Here is a 25,353-nt window from a genome sequence, read left to right as displayed (position 1 = left end):
TTTCTGAAGTTCAAAAATAGTATAAAATAAAAAAGGAAATACTAAAAAAGCATTTCCTTTCAATTTCTTTAAAAACTCAACTTCCTATTTTTTGAGCAGTAGTGCATCAGTAAATATACCTTCAACTTTCATAATAAAGAACAAGTGTTAAAAGACATGTTAATAACCTAGCAACAAACCTACACTAAACACATTTCCGTTTGCATTAGAACTTTTAAAAATAGAGTTTAAATGATAGCGAATATTTAACTTTGCATCGCCATAACCTACGTAAGCGCTTAAACCATATAAAAAGTTTTCAGTATTAAAAGATCGCTGAATAGTTTTTACAACCTCCTCTCCTTCATCTTCATATTTGAATCCTTGTGAAGATATCATCTTTGCGCCTAAAAACCCTCCAACTCCATAGCTCCAATCGCTTGATAAATAATATTCAGCTCTACTTCCGCTATAATCAATTTTTGTTTTCCCATATTCTAAATGAACTGGGAATATTAGATTTCCTAAAGTAAATCGAGAATAATCTAAATCCAATTGACTATTAATTAACTCAGCTTGATCAGATTCATCTGCAAATAATTGATCATCTTTTACACTTAAGGTATTTACACTAAACTCAACTCCATAATTTAAACGAAATTCCGGAGACTGCCTTGAAAAAACCGTAGTAAAGCGAAGACCAAATACACCGTAAAGCCCAATATCTTTATAAACGTCTTGTGCCTGATTTAAGACAGAATTACCACCAATACCAACATAAGGGCTTGATAAAAAAATACGAGGGATAGAATCTACCGCAGACATACGTTTGGTATCGGTTAAAATAGCACCGACATCGATGTAAGAATTTCTTGCAATTGAATCGGTTTGGTTTCTTTTGATCAATTCAATATTTAAATCGATTAAGTCTAATTGATTTTCAATATTCATTGCATGTTGCTCTGCCGCTTCTTCTTTTAACGAGATTGCTTTATCTTCAGAAATCTCATCTTCTTTTAATTGCTCGTTAATTGAAGCTACTTTTTCTTTCAGTTTTTCTTTTTCAAGTTCTGTTATAGTTTGTTTTTGCGCTTGTAATTCTTCAATTTTAATTTGCGCTTTTGTTTTTTCTTCCTGTGCGCTTGTTACGATAGAGGAAAAAATAATCAATAAAAAAAGTAGTTTTTTCATCTTATTAATTCTTTAGATAGGTTTAAAAATTGAATATTGTATTTTGACTATTTACTAAATCTAACTCCTACAGCCACGTTTCGTTGATCTATTGGGTTGTCCTTAAATATGGTGTTTAAGTCATATTTTGCGTAAAGCGACCACATATCATAACCAATGTAAGCGCTTAGACCATAAATTATATTTCGTGTATTGTAATTTTCTGAAAATTTTACTTTTTTATCATCTCCGTTTTCCGTGTATTTTAATTTCTGAATCGTGTTCAAATTTACACCAGCATAACCTCCAAGTCCGAATTTCACTTTATCTGGTTTCCAATAATATGAATCGTCTTTTTTGTAGCAAATTTCAGTTCCTCCAAATTCTAAATACAACGGAATTACCAAATTATCCATTCTTAATTTTGCCTTATCCACACTATGAGGGAATTCCTCTAAGATAGTTTCATCACCATTATCAACAAAATATTTATTATCATCTGCTTTTAATCCATTAAACTGAAAAGAGATTCCGTAACGAAAGCGCACAAAACCACTTTCTACCAAGACCGTCTCAAACTCGTAACCGATTTCAAAAAAACGACTTCCACCAATTTTATATGGAGAATAGTCTAAACTTTGCCCATCAATTATAGCGTTGTTAAAACCTGCTGCCATAGTAATTCCTGAAGTTGTGCGGCGTGGAACAGAATCGTATACTACAACTTTTTCAATTTTCATATATTCCATGTTCGTGTAATAATCCTCGTCATCTTCTGTGATCTCCTCTTGATTACGTTCTAACAAAGCAATATTTTCATCGATGATCGTTAATTGATTTTCGATATTTAACGCGCGTTTTTCGGCAGCTTGCTTTTTTAATTCAGCCGCTTTTGTTGCTGAAATCTCACCTTCTTCTAAACGTTTGTTTATAGCACGAACTTCTTTTTTGAGCTTATCTTTTTCAAGGTTCTCGATATTGTCTTTTTGCTGCTCTAATTTCTCTATACTTAAATTGAATTGTTCATTGACATTTAGACTGATTTGAGAAACGGCTTCATTTATGCAAAAAAGAGCCAAGAGCATACTAATAGTGATGGTAACAGTTTTCATATGGAATAGTTTTAGATTTTTAATTATAGATTCATAAAGCTAACGGCAGATTTCACTTGCGTAAAACCATTTTCTATAGCAACAAAAATTCGTTCTCTAAAAGATTGATCTAACTCTGCCTCAACGTCTTGAAGCAAAGCTTGCGCGTTTACTTTATTTTTTTGTTCATCAAAAATTTTACGTGTTCTAATTTCTAATTGCGCATTTCTAATAAGTTGATCTATTTCTTCATCGGTAACCTCTCGTACTTCGCTTAATTCTTTTACACGATCTACAACTTCCTGCGCTTTTTTATCAATTTCTTGAGCAATAAATAATTGATGTTCTTTTTCTGGATTTATTTTTTCTTCTGTCGCCAACTTATCAATTTCAGCTGAAGCAACTACATTTTTAGGTCGATTTTCTTCCTGCTTTGTTTTTGCTGGTATTTTTTTAATTGATTTTAATTCTTTTGGTGAGGTAGTTACATTTACCAAATCGTGATCTACTTCTAGTGGAATTAATTTAATTTCTTCTTTGTTTTTTTGTTCCGGTAAAACCAAATTTTCTTCAATTACAACATCATTTTTTTCTGGTATAATTTCTTCAGTTTTAAACAACAAACTGCTTAATAAAATTCCAGCCAGAAAACTTGCGGCAACACCTAACCACCAAAATTTTCTGTTTGATTTTTTGTCCTTCTGTTCTAATTTATCAGCAAGCTTAGACCAGCTTTCTGAAGAAGGCGTAATTGTTCTTTTACGTAATTTATCACTAATATTTTCATCAAACTCATTCATCTGCATTCCCTTCTTTAATCTGTGTTTTTAAGCGCTCTTGCAGCAACTTTCGCGCTTTAGAAAGTTGCGATTTAGATGTTCCTTCGCTTATCTTCAATAATTCTGCAATTTCTTTATGTTTGTAACCTTCTACGGCGTACATCATAAAAACCAATTTATAACCTTCGGGTAAATTGTCTATTTCTTTCTGAATGTAATCTACTTCTGATTCTGTTTGAAATTGTTCAGAATTTTCTATAGAATGAACCGCTAAAAGTTCCTCTGAGCAATAGAGTTTTTTGTGAACTCTTAAAAAGCTAATAGCTTCTCTTACCATTATTTTTCGAATCCAACCTTCAAAACTGCCTTCGTGTTTAAAATTTTTTAAATGTGTAAAAACTTTATAAAAACCTTTCAGCATCACATCTTCAGCAAAATGAAGATCTTTAATATACATTCTACAAACACTTAACATTAAAGGAGAGTAATGATTATATAAAGCCTCTTGAGCGGCTTTATTTTTCTTAAGCGCCTTTTTTATAAGTCGCTTTTGGTTGGTATGTAATTGTATTACTTTCACCTTTTTTATTACGTGTTCTATAAAGATAGACGCTAATTTTTTAAAAAAGGTTGCCTGGAGTTGAAATTATTTTTTTCTATCAATAACATAATTCATCATCAAGCGTAAAGAATCTTTATAAGACGAATCAGGATAAGTTTCTAAAATTTCAAAGGCTTCTTGCTGAAAAAACTTCATTTTTTTAACTGCATATGCTAGACCGCCAGAATCTTTTACAAACTGAATAATTTCTTTGACGCGTTTTTTGTCTTTATTATGGTTCTTAATTGAATTGATCAACCAGCGCCTTTCTTTTTCCGAAGCATTATCTAAGCTATAAATTAAGGGAAGCGTCATTTTTTGCTCTTTAATATCTATTCCGGTAGGCTTCCCTATTTTATCATCCCCATAATCAAACAAATCATCTTTTATCTGAAAAGCCATCCCTATTAGCTCTCCAAATTTGCGCATTCGCTCTACGTGTTCAGAATCAGGTTTAACCGAAGCGGCACCCAGACTGCAACAAGCCGCAATTAAGGTAGCTGTTTTTTGCCTAATAATATCGTAATAAACAGCTTCGGTAATATCTAATTTCCTAGCTTTTTCTATTTGTAACAATTCGCCTTCACTCATTTCTCGAACCGCTACTGAAATAATTTTGAGCAAATCAAAATCATTATTGTCTATAGAAAGTAACAATCCTTTAGAAAGCAAATAATCGCCTACTAAAACGGCAATTTTATTTTTCCATAGTGCATTGATCGAAAAAAAACCACGACGCCTATTGCTATCATCAACAACATCGTCGTGCACTAAAGTAGCAGTATGGATTAATTCGATAACCGAAGCGCCTCTATATGTACGTTCGTTAACTTCACCGCCTGAAACCATTTTAGAAACCAGGAAAACAAACATCGGACGCATTTGTTTTCCTTTACGGTTTACTACATAATGGGTTATTTTATTAAGCAAAGCCACTTTGGATGACATTGAAAGGGAAAACTTTTTTTCAAAGAGTTCCATTTCAAAATCAATTGGCTGTTTTATTTGCGCTATTGGTTTCATGGTTGGCAAATATAGGAAATAAGTTACTGCAAATAATTTGTTAAATGGGTTTTAAGAATAAATAGTTTTTTTATCTTTACACCACATTATCAAATAATAAAATTATTTAAAACATTTTCTTATGAGAAAAATTACATTAACTATTGCTGCTATATTTGCAGCATTTACAATGAACGCACAGGATACTTGTGCAGACGCACAAACAATTACTGACGGATCTTATACAGTTACGACTATTGATGGTACTGCTCCAGTTCCCGGTGATGTTTGTTTTACGAACCAAGGTCAGCCTGTAATCCCTCAAGGAGATTATTTCGCTGAATGGTTTTCTTACACTGCTGGTGCTAATGATGTAGTGGTAACTGTTACTACTGACTTAGTAGCAAATGAAGGTGGAGATACTAGAGTTGCTATTTATTCTGGATCATGTTCAGAACTAACTTGTACTGCTGGAAGCGATGATGTTAACTATGTAGGAGAAGGTAGTCCTGAAAATAATCTTCTTTCAGAAGTTCAGTTTTTAGCTACGGCTGGAGAAACATATTATGTTATGTTTGATAATATGTGGAGTGCTGATGGCTTTGATTTTGAGGTTAGCTCTACAGAAGATGTACCTGAAGTACCTGGTGTAGTTACTAACCCAATGCCTGAAGATGGAGCGACAGATGTAGCAGTAGATGCCCAAAACGAAAATGGTATTTCAGTTTCATGGGAAGCACCAACTACAGGTGGTGAAGTTAGTTCATATCAGGTTTTCTTTGGCGCAAGTCCAGAACAATTAAACCTTATTACAACAACATCAAATACAGCATTAACTGTTACTGGAGGTGACTATGACACAGAATATTTCTGGGCCATTGTTCCTCAAAATGTAGCAGGAACTGCAGATCAAGAAAACGTACAAGTTTGGTCTTTCACAACTGAAAGTACAGCAGGAGTCGATGCTGTTAATGAAAACACATTTAAGCATTATATAAATAACAACGTCTTAACTGTTGAAGCAAACACAGCTATCGAAAATATAAGAATTTTTAACATTCTTGGTCAACAAGTAGCTACTCAGAAAATTGCTGCTCAACAAACTGAAGTTAATGTTGCTTCTTTCAAACCAGGTGTTTATTTAGCACAAGTACAAGTAGAAGGAAAGGTAAAAACTTTCAAATTTGTTAAAAAATAATTTTTAATTATAAGAAATTATTTTTAAAAAAAGCTCCGAAATTTTCGGAGCTTTTTTTTCTTTTATATTCATAAATAACTTATATTTATATATAAATAACAAAATCTATAGTAATGAAAAAAATTACACTAACTATCGCAGCAATCGCAGCTGTATTTACAATGAATGCGCAGCAATTTTTAGATGCCAATGGAGGATACAATTTTACTCCACAATCTAACAATGGCGGAAATGTAACAATGGCAGTTCCTAACCCTACAGCAAACCCTACTCCTGCCGATGGAGCAACAGACGTTTATGTTTTTGGAACTATTGGCCAAAATCAACAAGGTCAACCTGTTTCTACTTATGCTGTAGCTCTTTCTTGGGAGGCTGCAACATCTGGAGATGAACCTACCGCATATGATGTTGTTTTTAATGGAAATGTATTAGGAACTTTAAACCCAAATGAAGGTGAAACCACACCTCCTACTAGTGTTAATATTACTGGTGTTGGGCTTGGATCAGAAAACACATGGCAAATAATCGCTAAAAATGCAGATGGTAGCGCTACAGGCTCGGAAGAATGGAGTTTCACAGTAATTACAGAAGAAGATATTAGTGTAGCACCTGAAGCTGTAACTGAAGCAATTGTACCAGAAGACACTGCTACAGATGTAGCTATTGAAAGTGTTGATAACAATGGAACCCCAGAACCCGCAGTATTAATGGCTTATTCTGCCGCACAAACGGGAGCTCCTGCAACATCTTACGAGTTATTTATTGGTACTAGCGAAACTGATCTTCAATCCGCTGGTGAAGCACCTGGATTAATTAGATATTTTTTCGGAGCTCAGTACAATACTACATATTATTGGAAACTTGTTGCTAAAAATAATGCTGGAGATGCCCCAGATAGTCCAGTTTGGTCATTTACAACTGAACCAGACGCTAGTGTTAACAATGTTACAGAAAATACATTTAAGCATTATATAAATAATAACGTATTAACTATTGAAGCAAACACAGCTATCGAAAATATAAGAATTTTTAACATCCTTGGGCAGCAAGTAGCAACGCAAGATATTTCGGCTCAGCAAACTGAAGTAAATGTTTCTTCTTTTAAAGCTGGTGTTTATTTAGCACAAGTACAAATTGCAGGAAAAACTCAAACTTTCAAGTTTATCAAGAAATAATTCTTAGCAATAAGAAACTATTTTTGAATAAAAAAAAGCTCCGAAATTTTCGGAGCTTTTTTTATTTATCAAGTAATTGGATTTATTAATTAATTATTTAAATATTTCTCAACCTTTTTTATTTAGAAGATTTATTTGCCAATTGTCCACACGCAGCATCAATATCTTTTCCCCGTGAACGACGTACCGTAACAGTTATCCCGTTTTTTTCTAAAGCATCTTGATAACGATCCGTTATTTGAGAATTGGCTTGTTGAAAAATCCCGTCATCGATAGGGTTATATTCTATAATATTTACTTTACAAGGAATTATTTTACAAAACTCAACTAATGCATCTATGTCTTTTTGACGATCATTAATGTCTTTCCAAATTAAATATTCGTAGGTTACCCTTTTTTTAGTTTTAAAATACCAATGTACTAAAGAATCTTTTAAATCTTCTAAAGGAAAATTCTTATTAAAAGGCATTATAGAAGTTCTTACCTCATCTATAGCTGAATGTAGAGACAAAGCCAAATTGAATTTCACCTCGTCATCAGCTAACTTTTTGATCATCTTAGGAACGCCAGAAGTAGAAACTGTAATTCGTTTTGGCGACATACCTAGGCCTTCTGGAGAGGTTATTTTTTCTATAGATTTTAAAACATTATTATAATTCATTAAAGGTTCTCCCATTCCCATAAAAACAATATTAGAAAGGGGTCTATTATTGTACAACCTGCTTTCTTGATCTATAGCAACCACTTGATCGTAAATCTCATCAGGGTTTAGATTACGCATTCTTTTAAGCTTTGCAGTAGCACAAAATTTACAATCTAAACTACAGCCCACCTGAGATGATACACAGGCAGTAGTTCTAGAGTATGTAGGTATTAAGACAGATTCTACCGTAAAACCATCATGTAATTTAACAGCGTTCTTTATGGTTCCGTCTTTGCTTCTTTGCATTTCGTCAACTTCTATATGATTGATCACGAAATTATCTTCCAAAAGCTGACGTGTAGATTTAGAGATATTAGTCATTGCTTCGAAACTGTGAGCTCCTTTGCTCCACAACCACTCATAAACTTGTGTTCCTCTAAAACTTTTATCTCCTATAGAAACAAAAAAATCTTGTAACTCCTTTTTGTTTAATGCACGTATGTCTTTTTTCTTTTCTTTCACAATGCAAATGTATAAACTAAAGCTGAAATAGCTTTTTTAATTTACTAATTCCTATTGAAATAGCTAAAAAAAAGGCTGCTTGAGTAATTAAACCAAACAGCCTTCTGCTATAATAATCTAAATTCTTACTTAAATAATAAGCATAGCATCTCCGTAAGAATAAAATTTGTATTCTTCCTTAATTGCTTCTTCGTACGCCCGCTTCATTAAATCGTGACCTGCAAAGGCAGAAATCATCATTAACAACGTTGATTTTGGGGTATGAAAATTCGTAATCATACAATTTGCAATGCTAAAATCATAAGGAGGAAAAATAAACTTATTGGTCCATCCTTTAAATTCATTTAGTCTGTGGTTTGAAGAAACCGAACTTTCTAAAGAACGCATTACAGTTGTTCCTACTGCACAAATTCTACGCTTATCATCAATTCCTTTATTGATAATATCTACTGCTTTCTGTTCAATTTCAGCTTCCTCGCTATCCATTTTATGTTTAGAAAGATCTTCTACCTCTACCGGAGTAAAAGTACCTAAACCAACGTGCAAGGTAACTTCTGTAAGGTTTACTCCTTTAATTTCCAATCGCTTTAATAAGTGTTTAGAAAAATGTAAACCGGCAGTTGGCGCAGCTACAGCTCCCTCCTGTTTTGCATAAATGGTTTGATAACGTTCTGCATCTTCTTCTTCTACATCCCGTTTTATGTATTTAGGAAGCGGTGTTTCTCCTAATTCATTTAATTTTTTTCTGAATTCTTCATAAGAACCATCATAAAGAAAACGCAAGGTTCTTCCTCTTGAGGTGGTATTATCAATAACCTCAGCTACTAAACTTTCATCTTCGCCAAAATAAAGTTTATTTCCTATTCTAATTTTTCTTGCGGGATCTACTAACACATCCCAAAGACGAGTTTCAGAATTTAATTCACGCAATAAAAAAACTTCAATACGTGCTCCGGTTTTTTCTTTATTTCCAAAAAGTCTAGCCGGAAAAACTTTTGTATTGTTTAAAACCATAACATCTTCTGGTTCGAAGTAGTCTATTAGGTCTTTAAAAAGTTTATGTTCTATGGTTTGCTCTTTACGGTTTACCACCATTAAACGCGATTCGTCACGATTTTCTGATGGATATTCGGCTAGAAGTTTTTTAGGCAGTTCAAAATCGAACTGTGAAAGTTTCATTCCCATATGTAAATTTTTAGAAGCGCAAATATACAACCTCCGGGTACCGGTTGTCAAGTAAATGGACAATTATTTCAGCAATAGATTTTTAGATGCTTTTTTTGACCTCTATTTGAAGTCTTTTTATTGCATTCCAAAATTGAGGAAAAGATTTTGAAACTACCTCTGCATCTTGAATTACCAAAGGAGTTCTTAAGACTAAAGGTGCAAAAGACATTGCCATACGATGATCTTGATAGGTTTGAACTTTAACATCTTGGTTTAGGTTTTTTGGAGGTTGCATCAACAAACTAGTTTCTGTTAGCCTTATTTGAGCTCCAAATTTCTCTAATTCATTTTTCAAGGCTTGCAAACGATCAGTTTCTTTAATTTTCAACGTATGCAAACCCGTTATCTTGCACCCTATACTTAAACCTAAACAAGTTACTACAATGGTCTGCGCTAAATCTGGAGAAGCGCTTAAATCCTTTTCGTAAAAAGTTGGTTGATTAAAATTTTGAATTTTCTCTAATAAAATGCGTTGATTCGACAAGAAAGAAGTTTTCACTCCAAAACTCTTATACAGATGAACAAGACAAGAATCTCCCTGTAAACTTTTTCTTTTCAAGTAACTTAGCTGAATAGATCCTTTTTTACTTAAGGCCAAAAAACTGTAAAAATAAGAAGCCGCACTCCAATCTGATTCTATCTGAAAGTTTATTTTTTTCGGTATGCTTTTTAAGGGTTTAACTGAAATTTTATCAAGTTGAAAATCAATTTTCGCACCAAGCTCTTTCAATAAATTAACTGTCATTTCTACATAAGGAGCAGACGTGATTTTTTGTTCCAATATTAATTGAAGTCCGTTTGCTAAAAAGGGAGCAATTAATAATAAAGCACTTATATATTGACTACTTACATTAGCTTGAAGGTTTACTTCCGATTGAACTATTTCTTTGCCTGAAATTTTTAAGGGTGGATATCCCTCATTTTTATCGTATTCAATTTTTGCCCCCAACTTTTTTAAGGCTTCTACCAAAATACCTATCGGCCGCTCTTGCATTCTTTTGCTTCCAGTAAGTAAAAATTGTTTTTGTTGTTGAATAGAAAAATAAGCTGTTAAAAAGCGCATGGCTGTACCGGCGTGACCAACATCAATAATCCTCTGCTTGCAAGACAAACTCTGTTTTAAAACTTCTGTATCATCACTATCTGATAAATTTTCAAGGGAAATTTCCGGTAAAAAAGATTGAAGAATCAACAACCTGTTTGATTCACTTTTAGAGCCGGGAAGAATTATTTTTTGATGAATTTCCTGAGAAGATGAAGACAGTGCGTAATTCATTTTTTAAGAATTACGTTCTTTTTCAGCTCGTTTTAATCGCCCTCTAAATTGAAGAAAAACAATAATAAATCCGTAACAAAAACCACCTATTAAATTAGCGATAATAAAACGAAAAATACTAGCTTGGTTAAATTTAGCATCAAAAAAAGCAGCAAAATTAAAATCGTAATTAAATCCGCATGTAATAATGTTATAGATTAAAATAAATAATAAACTTAAAATTAGTACAGATTTCCAAAAACCTTTTGTTGTGGTTACTTCTTTTACATTCATTATTGCAGTTTTTTATTCTGATGATGTCTATTATGGTCACGCTTAGTTTTTATATCTAATTTTTTATCAAAAGCCTCTTGTAAATTTATTCCGGTTTGATTAGCAAGACAAAGTACCACAAAAATAACATCGGCTAACTCTTCACCGAGGTCCTTTTCTTTATCACTCTCTTTTTCACTTTGCTCTCCATAACGACGCGCAATAATTCTGGCTACTTCTCCAACTTCTTCCGTAAGCTGCGCCATATTTGTCAACTCGTTAAAATATCGTACCCCATGTTCTTTTATCCAGTTATCTACGGCTAATTGTGCATCTTCTATATTCATAGTTAAGCTTTTTCTATAGTAATCTGTTTAGATTCTAATTCAATAATATTATCAAAATACTTTTTTAGTGATTCGTAATCTGCTGCACTAATTCTACTTTCATTCATCACAAAATTAATCGATATTCTTATAAATTGCCCAGATCCTGAAACTAAATATTCGAACTTACCAATATTAGTTCCAAAATTAATTTTTGCTGATTTAGGCATTTCTTTAATCTTATAACCATCTGGTATTTTAATATTTATAACAGTTTTGTTTTTTCTAGGGTATATAAAATCTATTGGATAATTTCTTTTACTTTTTTGAAAAGGGGACTCTTTATAACGACCTATAAGAATAGGATTAAAAATTATTTCATTTCCTATTTTTGAAAATGCATTTTCTTTTTGATATTCAAATTCTTCAACTACTTCACCGATTGTATCTATATGATTAACCTTGTGATTATTTATTTCTATACTTCCAAGACGTTGTTCTTTATCTCTTAAATAATCTTCCTTAGATTTAGAAAAGTATTCTTTTCGTTTTACATAAGCATAATGATTTTCATCTACCTCTTTAATAGACCCTTTAATTGTTCCACTTTCATTTAAAGTAGCATTAACCAAATTAATGCTTTTTGCTGCTGGGGGCTGATTAAGGTCTACGTGCTTCCATTGTTCATTTGGAGTATCTAGAAAAATGCCAAAATAATTATATACTCTTAATGGCATTATGTTAGGTTCACTATAATAATCGGTAGCATCCAGATAGTACCGCTTATTATTTAATTCAACATAGGCAATAACATAATTTAAATGATTTACCGTCGGAAAAACAGGGCGCATATAATCTCTTGTAGATAATGCTATTGGAACTGCTTTAAAACCGGCATGACGGAGCATAGAAACTAAGGTTAAATTAATATCTCCAACACTCCCATGTTGATCTTTGTAAGCATTACGAATACTTGTATCAAAATATTTACCATATTTCTTATTCCATTTTATATGATCTTTAGCAAAAGAATAAACCTTATATAGACGTTGTAAGGAATCTTGCTCGTCTTTTAAAAACTCATCTAATTCATCTCTGAAAATTCTATCCTTTTTTATTTCATATTCGTAATCTTCATGAAAAGCTAATGTTCTGGCTACATCCCCCCAAGTATTGGAATAGTTTTTAACACTTCCGTCATTAAATCGAATTGCTATTAATTCAAAGACTATTCCCGATCTATAATTATCTATATTATCTACATAACTTTCTTTTACTAAAGCTGGAATATCTGACACACTATAAGAATACGTTCTTGTTTTACCGTTTATACGATGATCAAAGTCCGTTGTTGTTTTAAGAGAAGCCATAACTCCACCCTTTGGGATTTTATTAAAGCTAACATTTACAGGGATTGTAATATCCGCCTCCATTTTTTTTAGAGGAATATCATATTGAAATTTGAGTTCATCAAGGTTAAAAAAATAAGGAGAGGTTATTTTGTATTTAAAATCTATTATAGATCCTTTTCCAACTTTAGGCATTGTAAAAGAGGCTAACTCTCTATTTTCAGTATATTGCTCTTCAAAAACCTGACTCTTATCAAGTTTCACTCTTTCTATCTTTCCATCCACTAAATTATAAGTATATCCCTTTATTTTTGAGATCTTTTCTTTTTCATGATCTCCTTCATAAAGGTAAATTCTTTCGGTAGCATTTTCTAAATCTTCAGATTGATCGTCGTAAAACTTTATCCGCTTATGAATTTCTGTCACTATGTTATAACCATGCGGACTTGATTCAAAATGTACTTGTTTATTAATGTACAAAATTTCTGCTCCAGAATTTGGGTTTATAGAACTTTTAGCAGCCCTTAATTCATCTTTTGAAACTTTTCCGAACTCGATTTCTTGAGCCATCATTTGAAATGAAAAAAGAATAGAAAATAATAAAATAGTCGTCTTAATCATTAGGTATTATTTTTTAATTATAGAAGCGTTTACACTTTCTGCATTAGCAATTTTTTTTCTGAAATCTCTATATGCCGAATATTTATCTTTTGGATATTGTCCGGCTCTTATAAGCAAGCTTTTCTTTAACACAATTGTATTTTCTTTGAGTAAAACTTCTTGTTTATATGTCCCAAATTCTGTTTGAAATGATTTACTTTCCGGTAGGGCTTCTATTTTATAGTTTTCTGGAATATATATTTCTATTTCATCTTCATCAAAATAGCCACGATAAATTACAAAAGGCAAAGTTCTATTTCGGTATCGTTTAGGTATAAAATCTATTCTATTTAAAACATTTAAAGGAAAAATAATTCGATTAGAAGATAACTTTGTGAAATTATCGCCAACTATTTCAAACTTCTCTGTGAAAATTAAACTATCCTTTTTATTCAAAAATTCATGCTTTTTAATTTGAATGTTTTTTATTTCATCCCAAAAGCTTTGATCTCGGCTTACTAAATCTTTAGGAGAAAGATTTTCTATATAACTTCTATTATCATATTGAGAACCCTTTGTTATTATAGTTCCATCTGCATGAAAACTTCCTTCTTCATTAAAATGAACACTAGCTATTGTTTTTTGATAATTATCTTTATTTAAAAACGCAGGTGTATTTACAATTTCTCCTCCATTAGGTTTTATAACAAAAGCCTTTCGGTCGTCGGTAAAATTACCTAAGAATCCAAATGGTTTATCTTTACTCGTACAATCTATCCAGGAATAATTATCACCTTCTGGGATTGCTAAAATCATATGGTTACCTTGCCAAAAATTAGGGAAATTTTCTTCAAAATCTACTTTCTCATTTCCCGCTTCAATAATTACTAAATTTGATTGAATTCCTATTGATTTTAAAAGTGCATAGGTATAATTTGCTAAACCTTTACAATCTCCATATTTTTTTTCATCAACTTCGTCGGCTGCAATAGGCTGCAAACCTCCAATCCCTACCTGCACACTAATATAACGCATGTTTTCTTGAACATACTCATAGATTTTTTTTGCTTTCTCTAACGTATCGCTAATATTCTTAGTCAGCTCCTTAACTTCATTAACTGTTGCTAATGGAAGTTCATCTCTACCCGGCAACAAATTTTTAGAATACCATTCACCTAAGTCATTCCAACTTTTTATACCAGAAGCATCGTAACCTGATAGATGAAAGTTTTCTGAAATACAACTAATATGTGGTAAAATAATAGAATGATGCGGACTCATACTTTCGCCTACAAGAACAGGCAAGTCTTCACCTTTAAAGCTTATACCTTCTTCCGTTTCAAGTTGACTTATGCTATAATTCTCTAAATTATTCTTATTAAAAGTTAACTTATGGTCATCTTCATCATACTTTATTTTGAACGACGCATCTTGTACTTTTACATTTGTATTTTTAATAAAAAAATAATTGGGTATAAAGGCTGTATTACTAGTTTTAATTTCACTAGTAAACGCTACCGTATAAGGATAAGATAATGGACGATAAGGGAAAATTTTCATCCTTGCATCATTGTATAAACTAAAACCATCGCTGTAAGATTCATCCTTAAAATCATATTCGCGATATTTATGAATTCTGTTACCGGAAGCATCAAAAACTTCAGCCTCCAAATTTGTTATTTTTTTTTCGTCATCATAATACAAACTAGCGCCTACTGCCTTATTCCCTTTTGCATTCAGAACAGTAATTACTCTATAATGAAAAACTTCCATTTTGTCCTGACTCTTCAGATCAACAATAACTTTATCTTGTCTAACTACCGCATTAGCATCTCTTATTACTCTCAAGTCTAAAGTATTGGCAGTAAAAAGTTCTTCCTGAGCTGGTAAAAATTGAGTATAAAAAAATATTAGCACGAAACTTAAAAGTGTGCTCTTCATAAATAGAACGCTTTTGTTAATAAAGCGTTAAAAATATAAAAAAAATTATACTTAAAAACTTCTGTGCTTAGAATCTATAAAAATTGTTACTGGACCATCATTTACCAGCGAAACTTCCATATCTGCTCCAAACTCTCCTGTCTGAATTTTTTGACCGAATTCTTGTTCAAATGTTTGTATAAAACCTTGATAAAGAGGAATAGCAATCTCAGGCTTTGCCGCTCTTGTAAAACTAGGACGGTTTCCTTTCTTGCTGTTCGCATGTAATGTAAATTGACTAACGACAAGCGCGTCAGCTTCTTCTTCTTTCAACGAATTATTCATAATACCCTTTTCATCAGAAAATATCCGCATATTAATAATCTTACGGCATAAATAATCAATATCCTCTTGTGTATCTTCAGGCTCTATTCCAACCAAGATGACTAACCCTTTTCTTATTTCTCCTGAAGTCCGCTTATTAATTTTCACATTAGCTTCAGAAACGCGTTGAATTATAACTCTCATGATTTATAAATATCGGTTCTGTAATTTTCTTCTTCTCCTTCTATAATTTGCAAGTATGATTTATAACGAGACCAAGGAATTTCATTTTCCTCCAATGCCTTTTTTACCGCACATTTTGGTTCTTCAATATGCAAACAATTATTAAATTTACAAGCCTCTTTTAATTCAAAAAATTCCGGAAAATAATCTCCTAATTCTTCTTTTTCAATATCTACAATTCCAAATCCTTTAATACCCGGCGTGTCTATAATTTGGGCATCAAAAGGTAAATCGTACATTTCTGCAAAAGTAGTTGTATGCTGCCCCTGTAAATGTTGCTCTGAAATGGAAGCGGTTTTTAAATCTAAACTTGGCGCCAACTGATTAATTAGAGTTGATTTCCCTGTACCGCTATGCCCAGAAAACATTGCTGTTTTTTGCATCATAGCCTCTTTTACTCGGTCTACATTTTTTCCTGTTTTTGCAGAAATTGGAATACATTCGTACCCAATAGACTTATACATTCCCATTAAAAAACGGATTTCATCTTTTTCTTCTTCAGTATAAGTATCAACTTTATTAAAAAGCAAAACTGCATGTATGCTATAGGCTTCTGTTGTTACCAAAAAGCGATCTATAAAAGCAGTTAAAGTTGGGGGATTATTTAAGGTAACCAGCAAAAAAGCTACATCTATATTTGAAGCTATAATATGAGTTTGTTTTGATAAGTTTACCGATTTTCTAATAATGTAATTATCTCGCTCCTGTATGGTTTTTATAACGCCTGTAATTTCGTCGCTATTATTTTCTTTTTCAAATACAACCTTATCTCCAACCGCAACAGGATTGGTACTCTTTATTCCTTTTATTCTAAATTTACCCTTAATTCTACACTTATAAAACTGTTGGTCTTCGCCTTTTACCGAATACCAACTTCCCGTTGATTTGTATACTATTCCATTCATAAGTGTATTTATTCCTGAATTTTTTTATGTTGATGTTCTAAAGATTCTTGATGAATTGCTTTAAATATGCGTAAAATAAATTCTTCGCTCAATCCATTACCATTACCCGCTTTTATCATTTTATCTAAAATTTCTGCCCAGCGTTCAGCCTGAAGCAAAGATACATTTTGCTTTCTTTTTAAAACACCAATTTCATCGGCCACTTGCATCCTTTTTATAAGGGCCTGAATTAATGTTGTATCTAAGCGATCTATTTTTAATCGTAGTGTGGCTAAATCTTCTAAAAAATCTTTACTTTCTGAAACTTTCTTTCTAACGGTTAATGCTTCTGTGATCTCTTGTAAACGTGCTGGCGTAATTTGTTGTGCGGCATCACTCCAGGCTTTTTTAGGCTCAGGATGCGTTTCTATCATGAAACCATCATAATTTAAATCTAAAGCCGTTTGACAGAGTTCAAATATCAATTTTCGATCTCCAGAAATATGCGAAGGATCCAAAATTAATGGTAAATCAGGAAATTGTTGCTGCAGATCTATAGGAATTTGCCACTCAGGAATATTTCTGTATTTTGAAGCACCATAACTGGAAAATCCACGATGAATAACTCCTAAGTTTTCTATATCTTGCTTATAAAAACGTTCTACAGCACCCAGCCAAAGGGCTAAATCTGGATTCACCGGATTTTTAATTAAAATAGTTTTATCAGTTCCTTTTAAGCTTTCTGCAATTTCTTGAACTACAAATGGAGATACTGTAGTTCTTGCGCCAATCCACAAAATATCTACATCATGCTTTAACGCTAAATCTACGTGTACAGGATTGGCAACTTCGGTTGCTGTTAATAAACCTGTTTCTTGTTTTGCCTTTTGTAACCAAGATAAACCCAAAGCTCCGACTCCTTCAAAATTTCCAGGACGCGTTCTTGGTTTCCAAATTCCGGCACGTAAAACCTTTGCTTTAGTATTTTTTAGCTGATGTGCAGTTTTTAACACCTGCTCTTCGGTTTCTGCACTGCAAGGACCCGCAATTAAAAATGGCGTTTCGTTTCCAAATTTAGTTAACCAATTTTTTAGTGCGGTTGTGTTTTTCATGAAATTATTTTTAATGATCGATTTTAAGTCGATTTAATGCTTCTTCTATTTTAGATTCCACTTCAAATAATGTAACAAAAATATAGCCTTCACCGGCACTTCCAAAATCGGTACCGGGTTGCACAAAAATACTATACTTTTTAAGCAATTCTTCTGAAAACCGAATAGATGTTTTCTTATTTGCTAAAATTTTAGCCCATAAAAATCCACCAGAACAGTTTTCATTTATTAACGTACAACCTATAGCCTCAAAAAATTGAAGCATTTTTTCTTTTCTATTTTGATATTGATAATTATTCTTACCTATAAAATTTCGTTCTATTTCATATTTTAACGCATTGATTACTCCTTCTTCAAAGGGTAAGGAAACTCCTTCGTCAATTTGATTTTCAAAAGAAATAAAATCATTTATAAAAGAATCATTAGCTACCATCATTCCAATCTGCCAACCGCCAATATTAAAGGTTTCAGCAAACGAAAACAATTCTATTACCCGATCATTAATAGAACCGTATTTAAAAATACTTTGTGGGCTTTCATTTAAAATAAAATTATGAGAATTATTATTGATCAAAATAATATTATTTTCTTTGCAAAATTCTATAATTTGCCGTATTTCTGAAATTTGATGGTGACTCCCAACAGGAAACTTAGGAAAATCAGCCCACATCATTTTTACTTTTTCTAAGTCTTTTTTCTTTAATTCTTGAAAATTAACGCACCATTTTTCTTGTTCATTTAAAGTGTAGTAAATTACTTTTGCACCAACTTGCTTGGCAATATTAGCATACAATTTATTACCAGGGTTAGGAAACAAAATTTCATCTCCGGCAGAGAGTCCAGCGAAAAACAGCTTAAAAGCTACATTTTTAATTGATTTTATGTTGGCGAAATTTCCAGTTTCAAATTTTAGACTAAAAATATCTTCATAAAATTTCTCATAAGCCAAAAGTAAATTATAACTACCTCTTACCTTTTGTGAAGCATAAGCTCCTTCTTGTCGAGTAGCCATTTGCATTTGTGTAACCGACTGAAAAGGCGGTAACAAATCGGTTTTAACTTTGGCAAAATTCAACAACGAATATTTCGAATTTTTTAGCATATTGATCTGATCTAAAGAAAATGAATTACGTTCTTTTCGAGGAATTGAATTGTTGATTGAAGTTAGAAATTTCATCACTAAATTATTTTGCATCTGGCTTTTCTCAAGATAAATTTTATTTTCCTTAAATAAAATAATCTAAGCGGTTTTTAAGTTTTTTTAAGGAAAGTAATCTTCAGAAAACAAAATCCGTATTTTTGAATAAAATTTAACAAGGCATGGGAATTGAAGTAAAGCAACTTTCTAAAACTTACGGAACACAAAAAGCTTTAGACAATATTAGTTTCTCAATCAAAAACGGAGAAATTGTAGGGTTTTTAGGACCAAATGGTGCTGGAAAATCTACAACTATGAAAATATTAACCGGTTCTATTTCTGCAACTGAAGGAAGTGCTCATATTAATAATGCCGATATTAAAAAAAACACCTTACAACTACAAAAAAACATTGGCTATTTACCGGAACACAACCCGCTTTATGAAGAAATGTTTGTACGAGAATACTTACAATTTAATGCCAAAATACACAACGTAACCAACAAACGAGTAGAAGAAGTCATTAAGATAACAGGACTTAATCCAGAGGCAAATAAAAAAATTGAACAACTTTCTAAAGGCTATAGACAACGTGTAGGTTTAGCGAATGCTTTATTACACAATCCTGAAGTGTTAATATTAGATGAACCTACAACAGGATTAGACCCTAATCAATTAGTAGAAATCAGAAAATTGATTCAAGAAATTGCGAAAGAAAAAACTATATTCCTTTCAACTCACATTATGCAAGAGGTTGAAGCCATCTGCGATCGCGTTATCATTATAAATAAAGGACAAATTGTAACAGATAAAGCTTTAAATCAACTTACTGAAAATAATGAACAAGTCATTCAAGTAGAATTTGATTATCGAATAGAAATGGTAGCTATTCAAAAATTACCAAAATTAAAAGAAGTAAAAAACACAGCAGGATTTTCTTATGAACTTACTTTTAACACAAAAGAAGATATGCGTTCAACCGTTTTTGATTTTGCACACGATAACGGTCTAAAGATTCTTCAACTTCATCAAAAGCACAAAAATTTAGAAGAATTATTTCGGGAGATTACGAAGTAAAATTTTTAATCTTTAAAAAGTCGTTAAAAAAAATGAGAAGAAAAAGATTTTTGTAAATTTGTCTTCAATTAATTCAGGGAAAAATTTGACTGATTGCAACCCTTAAAAATGCTAAAGCAGCTTTTTCTACTTCTTTAGCGCGCAGTCTTCAGAAAATTCCGTTAAAAAAAATTTAAATGCCTTATTTATTTACCTCAGAAAGTGTTTCAGAAGGACATCCAGATAAAATTTCTGACCAAATTAGCGATACCTTATTAGATAACTTCTTAGCCTTTGATGAAGATTCTAAAGTTGCTTGTGAAACATTAGTAACAACTGGACAAGTAGTTCTTGCTGGAGAAGTTAGATCTAATACCTATCTTGATGTTCAGCAAATTGCAAGAGATGTCATTAATGATATTGGCTACACAAAAGGGGTTTATCAATTTAGCGGAGATTCTTGCGGTGTTATTTCTCTACTTCACGAACAATCACCAGATATTAATCAAGGGGTAGACAAGGAAGACAAAAAAGAGCAAGGCGCTGGCGATCAAGGAATGATGTTTGGTTATGCCACAACAGAAACTGAAAATTTTATGCCCTTAGCGCTTGATATTTCTCATAAAATGTTAATAGAGTTAGCTAAATTGAGACGCGAAGGAAAGGATATTGCTTATTTAAGACCTGACGCAAAGAGCCAAGTTACTATTGAATATAGCGACGATAATGTTCCTCAAAAAATTGTTGCAATAGTTTTATCTACCCAACATGATGATTTTGATGAAGATGAAAAAATGCTTACTCAAATACATAAAGACATTAAAGAAATTTTAATGCCGCGTGTAATTAAACAATTCCCAGAAAAAGTTCAGGAATTATTTAATGATGAAATTACTTACCACATCAATCCAACAGGAAAATTTGTAATTGGAGGACCGCATGGTGATGCGGGATTAACTGGAAGAAAAATTATAGTTGACACCTATGGCGGAAAAGGTGCTCACGGTGGCGGTGCGTTTTCAGGAAAAGACCCAAGTAAGGTAGACCGGTCTGCAGCTTATGCTTCTAGACATATTGCTAAAAATTTGGTTGCCGCCGGTATTGCTGATGAAATTTTAGTTCAAGTATCTTATGCAATTGGGGTGGCAGAACCTACATCAATTTCTGTTGACACCTATAATTCTTCCAATATAGAAATGAGCAATGGCGAAATTGCTAAAAAAGTAAAGGAGATTTTTGATATGCGTCCCGCAGCCATAGAAGAACGTTTAAAATTACGTAATCCTATTTACAGAGAAACTGCTGCTTATGGTCATATGGGAAAAGAACCACGCAAAGTAACTAAAATTTTTGAAAGCCCTTATTCTGGTAAAATAACTAGAGAAGTCGAATTATTTACTTGGGAAAAATTAGATTACGTTGACAAAATAAAAGAAGCATTTAATATATAGGTATAATCAACCTATTTAATGAAAAAATCCTTAGCAAATATTGTTAAGGATTTTTTCATTAAAATTTGCTCATTTTTCTTTTTTTCTTTCCTGAAAAAATTCCGTAATTGCGCCGCTTAAAATTAAGGAATTATGAATGAGTTACTCGGATTCGGGCTGTTAGCTTTTACATCATTTTTTACATTAATAAATCCTTTAGGAACCATGCCAATTTTTATGACCATGACCAAGGATTTAAATAAACACGATAGAACACATACCGCAAAAAAAGCAAGTATTGTAGCTTGCATTACCATCATTATTTTTGCTTTTTCAGGACAATTATTATTTAGTTTTTTTGGAATCTCTGTGGATAGTTTTAGAATTGTCGGGGGCGTAATTTTCTTTCTAATGGGAATGGATATGCTTCAAGCTCGATTAGCAAGTATCAAAGTTCAAGAAGACAAAGTAAAAACATATATTAACGATATTTCTATTACGCCGTTAGCCATTCCTATGATTTGCGGTCCAGGAGCATTAACCAACGCAATTGTTTTAATGCAAGATGCAGAAAGTATTGAAAAAAGAGCAGTGTTAATAGCTACAATAATTCTTGTAATGTTTGTTACTTATGTTATTCTATTTAGCTCTTCTAAAATCATTAAACTTTTGGGAGAAACCGGCAACAACGTTATGATGCGTTTAATGGGATTAATCGTAATGGTCATTGCCGTGGAGTTCTTTTTTAGCGGATTAAAACCGATTTTACAAGATATTTTCCCGGTAGTAACCTAACGGTTTAAAAATTAAAAGGTAGGAGTTTTATAAAGTTAATTGTTTTAAATATAGACAACGTAGCCTGTTTTCTGTGAAGCTTCACCAACTAATCAAAAACTTATAAAACTACCGATTATGAAAACTATTACAAAAATACCTTTATTCCTAACAATAATTTTAGTGATTATCGCTTGTGAGAATGAACCTTTAGATTTGGGTGAAAACCCACAAGAAATTATTGATCCCGAACCAACTCCTCCTGAAACTTCTATTGATCTATCTGATAACTTTGGAAATGAAATTAATCGTGACTTTTTAGGACAAGTAAAAGACGAAAATCATCAACCGCTAGAAAATGTTGCTATAAAAATAGGAACAACTACTACAACCACAGACCAAAATGGTGTTTTTATAATAAAAAACGCTTCTATACATGAGCGTTTTGCATATGTAACTGCAAAAAAGAATGGTTATTTTCCTGGTTCTAGAGCACTGGTCCCTACTGATGGAACAAACAAAGTAACTATTATGCTTTTAGAAGAAAATCTCATAAAAACTATTCAAAGCGGTATCAACGAAACAATAAGTTTACCTGATAATACTTCACTAAGTTTAACTGGAAATTATATAACAGAATCTGGTGAAGAATATAATGGTAACGTTCGAGTTTATCTACAAAGATTAAACCCAACAGAAGAAGATATGCGTTATCAAATGCCAGGAATGTTATATGCAGCAAACAGCGAAAACCAAGAACGTTTATTACAAAGTTATGGTATGCTTGCTGTAGAGTTAAAAGGAGATAATAACGAAGAATTAAATTTAGCAGAAGGCACTACCGCTGAAATAAAAATCCCCTTAGATACAGAATTGATGAATAGTGCCCCATCATCAATTCCTTTATGGCATTTTAATGAAGAAAAAGGCTACTGGATTGAAGAAGGGCAAGCTAGCTTAGAAGGTAATACATATGTTGGTGAAGTTTCTCATTTTTCATTTTGGAATTATGATGCAGACTTCCCAGCAGTAAATTTATGCATCACATTAACAGACAGCAATGGAAACCCTATCGCCAACCAGTCTATTACCTTAACACATAACAATTCTACATACCTATTTCCCACTACAGTAGGTTATACAAATCAAAATGGAGAAGTTTGTGGCCTAATTCCATCTAACGAAAGTCTCGAAATCAATGTTTATCAAGCTGATTTCTGCAACACAACTACACCTATTTATAATGCAAATATAGGTCCGTACGCATCAAACAGCAATGAAACTGTCAGCATCACTAACACATCTGATGTGCTTACTGAAAATATTTCCGGAACCTTTTCAAATTGTAATAATAGTCCCGTAACCAATGGTTATGTAAAACTAACTTATGAAAACCAAAATTATATTGACATAGTATCTAACGGTAATTTCGATATTAATTTGACTCGTTGTTCTAATAATAACAACAACTTTTCAGTTGAAGGCTTTGATTATGATAATCAACAGACTACTGGAGAAATTAACTATACATTTTCAACATCACAAACTAATTTAGGAACATTAATATCTTGTAACAACACCCAGGAATTAATTCAATATTCAATTGATGGAGGTTCTCAAGAGTTTATAGCCATCAGTGATATACAAGTTTCTTTTGAAGCTATAAACCAAAATTATAATGCTCCTTATTTAAGTATTTCTGCAAGTTCAAGTCAAAATTGCTTTTATATGTTTGGAATTCTTAACTCCAATCAATACACTGGAACGTATGACTATTATGACTGGAACATATCTGATGATACTGGATTTAATTTAACGGAATGCACAAGTATTTCTGAAACAAACAATGATATAATATTCAATATAACTAATTTAGGTAATGTAGGAGAGTACATTGATATTAATTTTAATGGCAATTATGAAGATTACCAAGGAAACCAACATAGCATTACTGGAATTATACACGTTTTAAGAGATGAATAAAATTTTAATTAATTTCAGAAAAATCCTCGCCAAAAGCGGGGATTTTTTATAGAACTTTAACTGAATACGCTTACGTGGAATATCTATCTATAAAACTTCAACAATAATTTTTTGCTAAAAGTTAACATTAGCTTTTACATCACTTACAAATTCATCAGCTAAATTAGAAACTTGAATTAATCCGCTTTCTTTTATACCAATACCTACAAAATAATAAAATTGGTAATATTATTTTACAATTTCTGGCAATAATCGACCTTCTTGTAAATCTTTAATCGTTTTAGTAGTTTGATTGAAGGTGAAAATTTTCGCTTCTTCCCGGATATTAAGACCCGGTTTTCTAATTCAGCAAGTAAATCTTTTAAAGTTGGCAAGTACAATAGCTTTCAAGATTGATTTTCTGCAACACATCTTTATATCCAATTAATACTAAAACCGTTTTATTTTTACCCTTTGCTATTTTTAACACAGCATATTGTTCGGGATCAAAAGTTGAATCACAAAGGTCGTAACATATTAAAAATAAACCACCTATACACCACTTTACTATAAGCATTCCGTGTTTAATGTACCACACAAATTTAGGTTTTGTATTCAGGAAATACGTTTAAGTCATCGATGATGGTGTTCAGTAATCCTTGATTTATATTGTTAAACATACTCATCCGAAAGACTTCAGATTCAATCTTACCAAATATTTTTTTCATCCTCACGATGTGTAATAGCAGTATATTATGCTATTGATTAACTTACATATCTCTAAAAAATAGGATCTAAACTTCATCGAAAGAAATATTTACTAAACCAATTATGGGTTTTTAGACCTCTGATTTCTATTATAGCCTAAAAAAACATAAAATTCCCCTTCCAGCATTTTTTAAATGTTACGTTTTTTGAAGTTGTTTTAAAAAATCATTGACTTCATCTCTACTTTTAGACTACTTCAAAAATTCATCAGTAAATAAATCTTTTTTTATAAGGTGTAGAATTTAAACTAAAAAAATAACAGGGACAATTGTTATTTTACTATTTCCCCTTCTAATGAAATAATGCTTGAATATTTCTCAATTACACTTATATCAAAAAAACCAAACAATTTCTTGTTTGGCTTTTTTCATTTAGATATTTTCTCTATAGGTTTATCTTTTATCGTTTCAAAGTGAAGTTTGCTTTAAACTCTCTTGGTTGCAAACTACCATCGGGCAGGGTTTCCATATACTCTACTCTAAACCAATAGTCATTAGACGATACCGGATTACCATTATAGGTTCCATCCCATCCCGGACCACTCGGACTTAAC

The 25,353-nt window shown here is 32.1% G+C and carries 23 protein-coding genes; 6 read left to right on the top strand and 17 right to left on the bottom strand.

Features of this window, described 5'->3' with window-relative positions:
* Nucleotides 1–159 precede the first annotated feature (159 nt).
* The 5 genes from D9R05_RS09870 to D9R05_RS09850 form a co-directional block, all read right to left on the bottom strand.
* Entirely contained in the window at nucleotides 160–1,170 is a 1,011-nt protein-coding gene (locus D9R05_RS09870) for a hypothetical protein (protein ID WP_121667069.1), read from the bottom strand.
* 47 nt (nucleotides 1,171–1,217) lie between these two features.
* Nucleotides 1,218–2,261 (bottom strand): hypothetical protein, encoded by a 1,044-nt coding sequence (locus D9R05_RS09865; protein ID WP_121667068.1) that lies wholly within the window; start codon nucleotides 2,259–2,261, stop codon nucleotides 1,218–1,220.
* A gap of 23 nt (nucleotides 2,262–2,284) precedes the next feature.
* Nucleotides 2,285–3,040: a hypothetical protein gene (locus D9R05_RS09860; RefSeq protein ID WP_121667067.1), complete on the bottom strand. Its 756-nt coding sequence runs from the start codon at nucleotides 3,038–3,040 to the stop codon at nucleotides 2,285–2,287.
* Nucleotides 3,033–3,599 carry an RNA polymerase sigma factor gene (locus D9R05_RS09855; RefSeq protein ID WP_121667066.1) on the bottom strand — a complete coding sequence of 189 codons (567 nt, stop codon included), beginning with the start codon at nucleotides 3,597–3,599 and terminating at the stop codon, nucleotides 3,033–3,035. The genes D9R05_RS09860 and D9R05_RS09855 overlap by 8 nt, the downstream gene beginning before the upstream one ends.
* 66 nt (nucleotides 3,600–3,665) lie before the next feature.
* The gene (locus tag D9R05_RS09850) at nucleotides 3,666–4,643 is read right to left on the bottom strand and encodes a polyprenyl synthetase family protein (protein ID WP_121667065.1); all 978 of its coding nucleotides are present in this window, start codon (nucleotides 4,641–4,643) and stop codon (nucleotides 3,666–3,668) included.
* 121 nt (nucleotides 4,644–4,764) lie between these two features.
* Here D9R05_RS09850 and D9R05_RS09845 point away from each other — a divergent pair, with 121 nt between their 5' ends.
* Nucleotides 4,765–5,820 (top strand): T9SS type A sorting domain-containing protein, encoded by a 1,056-nt coding sequence (locus D9R05_RS09845; protein ID WP_121667064.1) that lies wholly within the window; start codon nucleotides 4,765–4,767, stop codon nucleotides 5,818–5,820.
* 113 nt (nucleotides 5,821–5,933) lie between these two features.
* Complete coding sequence (locus D9R05_RS09840) at nucleotides 5,934–6,995, top strand: T9SS type A sorting domain-containing protein (RefSeq protein WP_121667063.1); 1,062 nt, start codon at nucleotides 5,934–5,936, stop codon at nucleotides 6,993–6,995.
* A 118-nt stretch (nucleotides 6,996–7,113) separates the two neighbouring features.
* On the opposite strand, the gene rlmN is transcribed toward D9R05_RS09840, so the two are convergent.
* The 11 genes from rlmN to D9R05_RS09785 form a co-directional block, all read right to left on the bottom strand.
* Nucleotides 7,114–8,160: a 23S rRNA (adenine(2503)-C(2))-methyltransferase RlmN gene (rlmN, locus tag D9R05_RS09835; RefSeq protein WP_121667062.1), complete on the bottom strand. Its 1,047-nt coding sequence runs from the start codon at nucleotides 8,158–8,160 to the stop codon at nucleotides 7,114–7,116.
* 129 nt (nucleotides 8,161–8,289) lie between these two features.
* Nucleotides 8,290–9,339, bottom strand: a complete 1,050-nt coding sequence (queA, locus tag D9R05_RS09830; protein WP_121667205.1) for a tRNA preQ1(34) S-adenosylmethionine ribosyltransferase-isomerase QueA — start codon at nucleotides 9,337–9,339, stop codon at nucleotides 8,290–8,292.
* A gap of 88 nt (nucleotides 9,340–9,427) precedes the next feature.
* Nucleotides 9,428–10,663 (bottom strand): 3-phosphoshikimate 1-carboxyvinyltransferase, encoded by a 1,236-nt coding sequence (locus D9R05_RS09825; RefSeq protein ID WP_121667061.1) that lies wholly within the window; start codon nucleotides 10,661–10,663, stop codon nucleotides 9,428–9,430.
* 3 nt (nucleotides 10,664–10,666) lie between these two features.
* Nucleotides 10,667–10,936 (bottom strand): hypothetical protein, encoded by a 270-nt coding sequence (locus D9R05_RS09820; RefSeq protein WP_121667060.1) that lies wholly within the window; start codon nucleotides 10,934–10,936, stop codon nucleotides 10,667–10,669.
* Complete coding sequence (locus D9R05_RS09815; RefSeq protein ID WP_121667059.1) at nucleotides 10,936–11,262, bottom strand: nucleotide pyrophosphohydrolase; 327 nt, start codon at nucleotides 11,260–11,262, stop codon at nucleotides 10,936–10,938. The genes D9R05_RS09820 and D9R05_RS09815 overlap by 1 nt, the downstream gene beginning before the upstream one ends.
* A gap of 2 nt (nucleotides 11,263–11,264) precedes the next feature.
* Entirely contained in the window at nucleotides 11,265–13,211 is a 1,947-nt protein-coding gene (locus tag D9R05_RS09810) for a DUF3857 domain-containing protein (protein ID WP_121667058.1), read from the bottom strand.
* 6 nt (nucleotides 13,212–13,217) lie between these two features.
* The gene (locus D9R05_RS09805; RefSeq protein ID WP_121667057.1) at nucleotides 13,218–15,131 is read right to left on the bottom strand and encodes a DUF3857 domain-containing transglutaminase family protein; all 1,914 of its coding nucleotides are present in this window, start codon (nucleotides 15,129–15,131) and stop codon (nucleotides 13,218–13,220) included.
* A gap of 51 nt (nucleotides 15,132–15,182) precedes the next feature.
* Nucleotides 15,183–15,638: a D-aminoacyl-tRNA deacylase gene (gene dtd, locus D9R05_RS09800; protein WP_121667056.1), complete on the bottom strand. Its 456-nt coding sequence runs from the start codon at nucleotides 15,636–15,638 to the stop codon at nucleotides 15,183–15,185.
* A complete protein-coding gene (rsgA, locus tag D9R05_RS09795) occupies nucleotides 15,635–16,582 on the bottom strand; it encodes a ribosome small subunit-dependent GTPase A (RefSeq protein WP_121667055.1) in 948 nt (315 codons plus the stop codon). Before rsgA ends, dtd begins: the two co-directional genes overlap by 4 nt.
* An 8-nt stretch (nucleotides 16,583–16,590) precedes the next feature.
* Nucleotides 16,591–17,673 (bottom strand): bifunctional 3-deoxy-7-phosphoheptulonate synthase/chorismate mutase type II, encoded by a 1,083-nt coding sequence (locus tag D9R05_RS09790; RefSeq protein ID WP_121667054.1) that lies wholly within the window; start codon nucleotides 17,671–17,673, stop codon nucleotides 16,591–16,593.
* 10 nt (nucleotides 17,674–17,683) lie between these two features.
* Nucleotides 17,684–18,850 carry an aminotransferase class I/II-fold pyridoxal phosphate-dependent enzyme gene (locus D9R05_RS09785; RefSeq protein ID WP_162984945.1) on the bottom strand — a complete coding sequence of 389 codons (1,167 nt, stop codon included), beginning with the start codon at nucleotides 18,848–18,850 and terminating at the stop codon, nucleotides 17,684–17,686.
* A 143-nt stretch (nucleotides 18,851–18,993) separates the two neighbouring features.
* Here D9R05_RS09785 and gldA point away from each other — a divergent pair, with 143 nt between their 5' ends.
* The 4 genes from gldA (at nucleotide 18,994) to D9R05_RS09765 (ending at nucleotide 24,053) form a co-directional block, all read left to right on the top strand.
* On the top strand, nucleotides 18,994–19,887 hold the full coding sequence (gene gldA, locus D9R05_RS09780; RefSeq protein WP_121667052.1) for a gliding motility-associated ABC transporter ATP-binding subunit GldA: 894 nt from the start codon (nucleotides 18,994–18,996) through the stop codon (nucleotides 19,885–19,887).
* 176 nt (nucleotides 19,888–20,063) lie between these two features.
* Nucleotides 20,064–21,317, top strand: coding sequence for a methionine adenosyltransferase (gene metK / locus D9R05_RS09775; RefSeq protein ID WP_121667051.1), 1,254 nt, complete (start codon nucleotides 20,064–20,066; stop codon nucleotides 21,315–21,317).
* Nucleotides 21,318–21,449: 132 nt separating this feature from the next.
* On the top strand, nucleotides 21,450–22,091 hold the full coding sequence (locus D9R05_RS09770; RefSeq protein WP_121667050.1) for a MarC family protein: 642 nt from the start codon (nucleotides 21,450–21,452) through the stop codon (nucleotides 22,089–22,091).
* Nucleotides 22,092–22,208: 117 nt separating this feature from the next.
* Nucleotides 22,209–24,053: an Ig-like domain-containing protein gene (locus D9R05_RS09765; RefSeq protein WP_121667049.1), complete on the top strand. Its 1,845-nt coding sequence runs from the start codon at nucleotides 22,209–22,211 to the stop codon at nucleotides 24,051–24,053.
* Nucleotides 24,054–25,199: 1,146 nt separating this feature from the next.
* On the opposite strand, the gene D9R05_RS15750 is transcribed toward D9R05_RS09765, so the two are convergent.
* On the bottom strand, nucleotides 25,200–25,353 hold a 154-nt coding region (locus D9R05_RS15750), incomplete at its 5' end, for a T9SS type B sorting domain-containing protein (RefSeq protein WP_162984943.1).

This window comes from Mesonia aquimarina (assembly GCF_003667275.1).
GTDB lineage: Bacteria > Bacteroidota > Bacteroidia > Flavobacteriales > Flavobacteriaceae > Mesonia > Mesonia aquimarina.
This window is presented reverse-complemented; position numbering and strand designations above follow the sequence as displayed.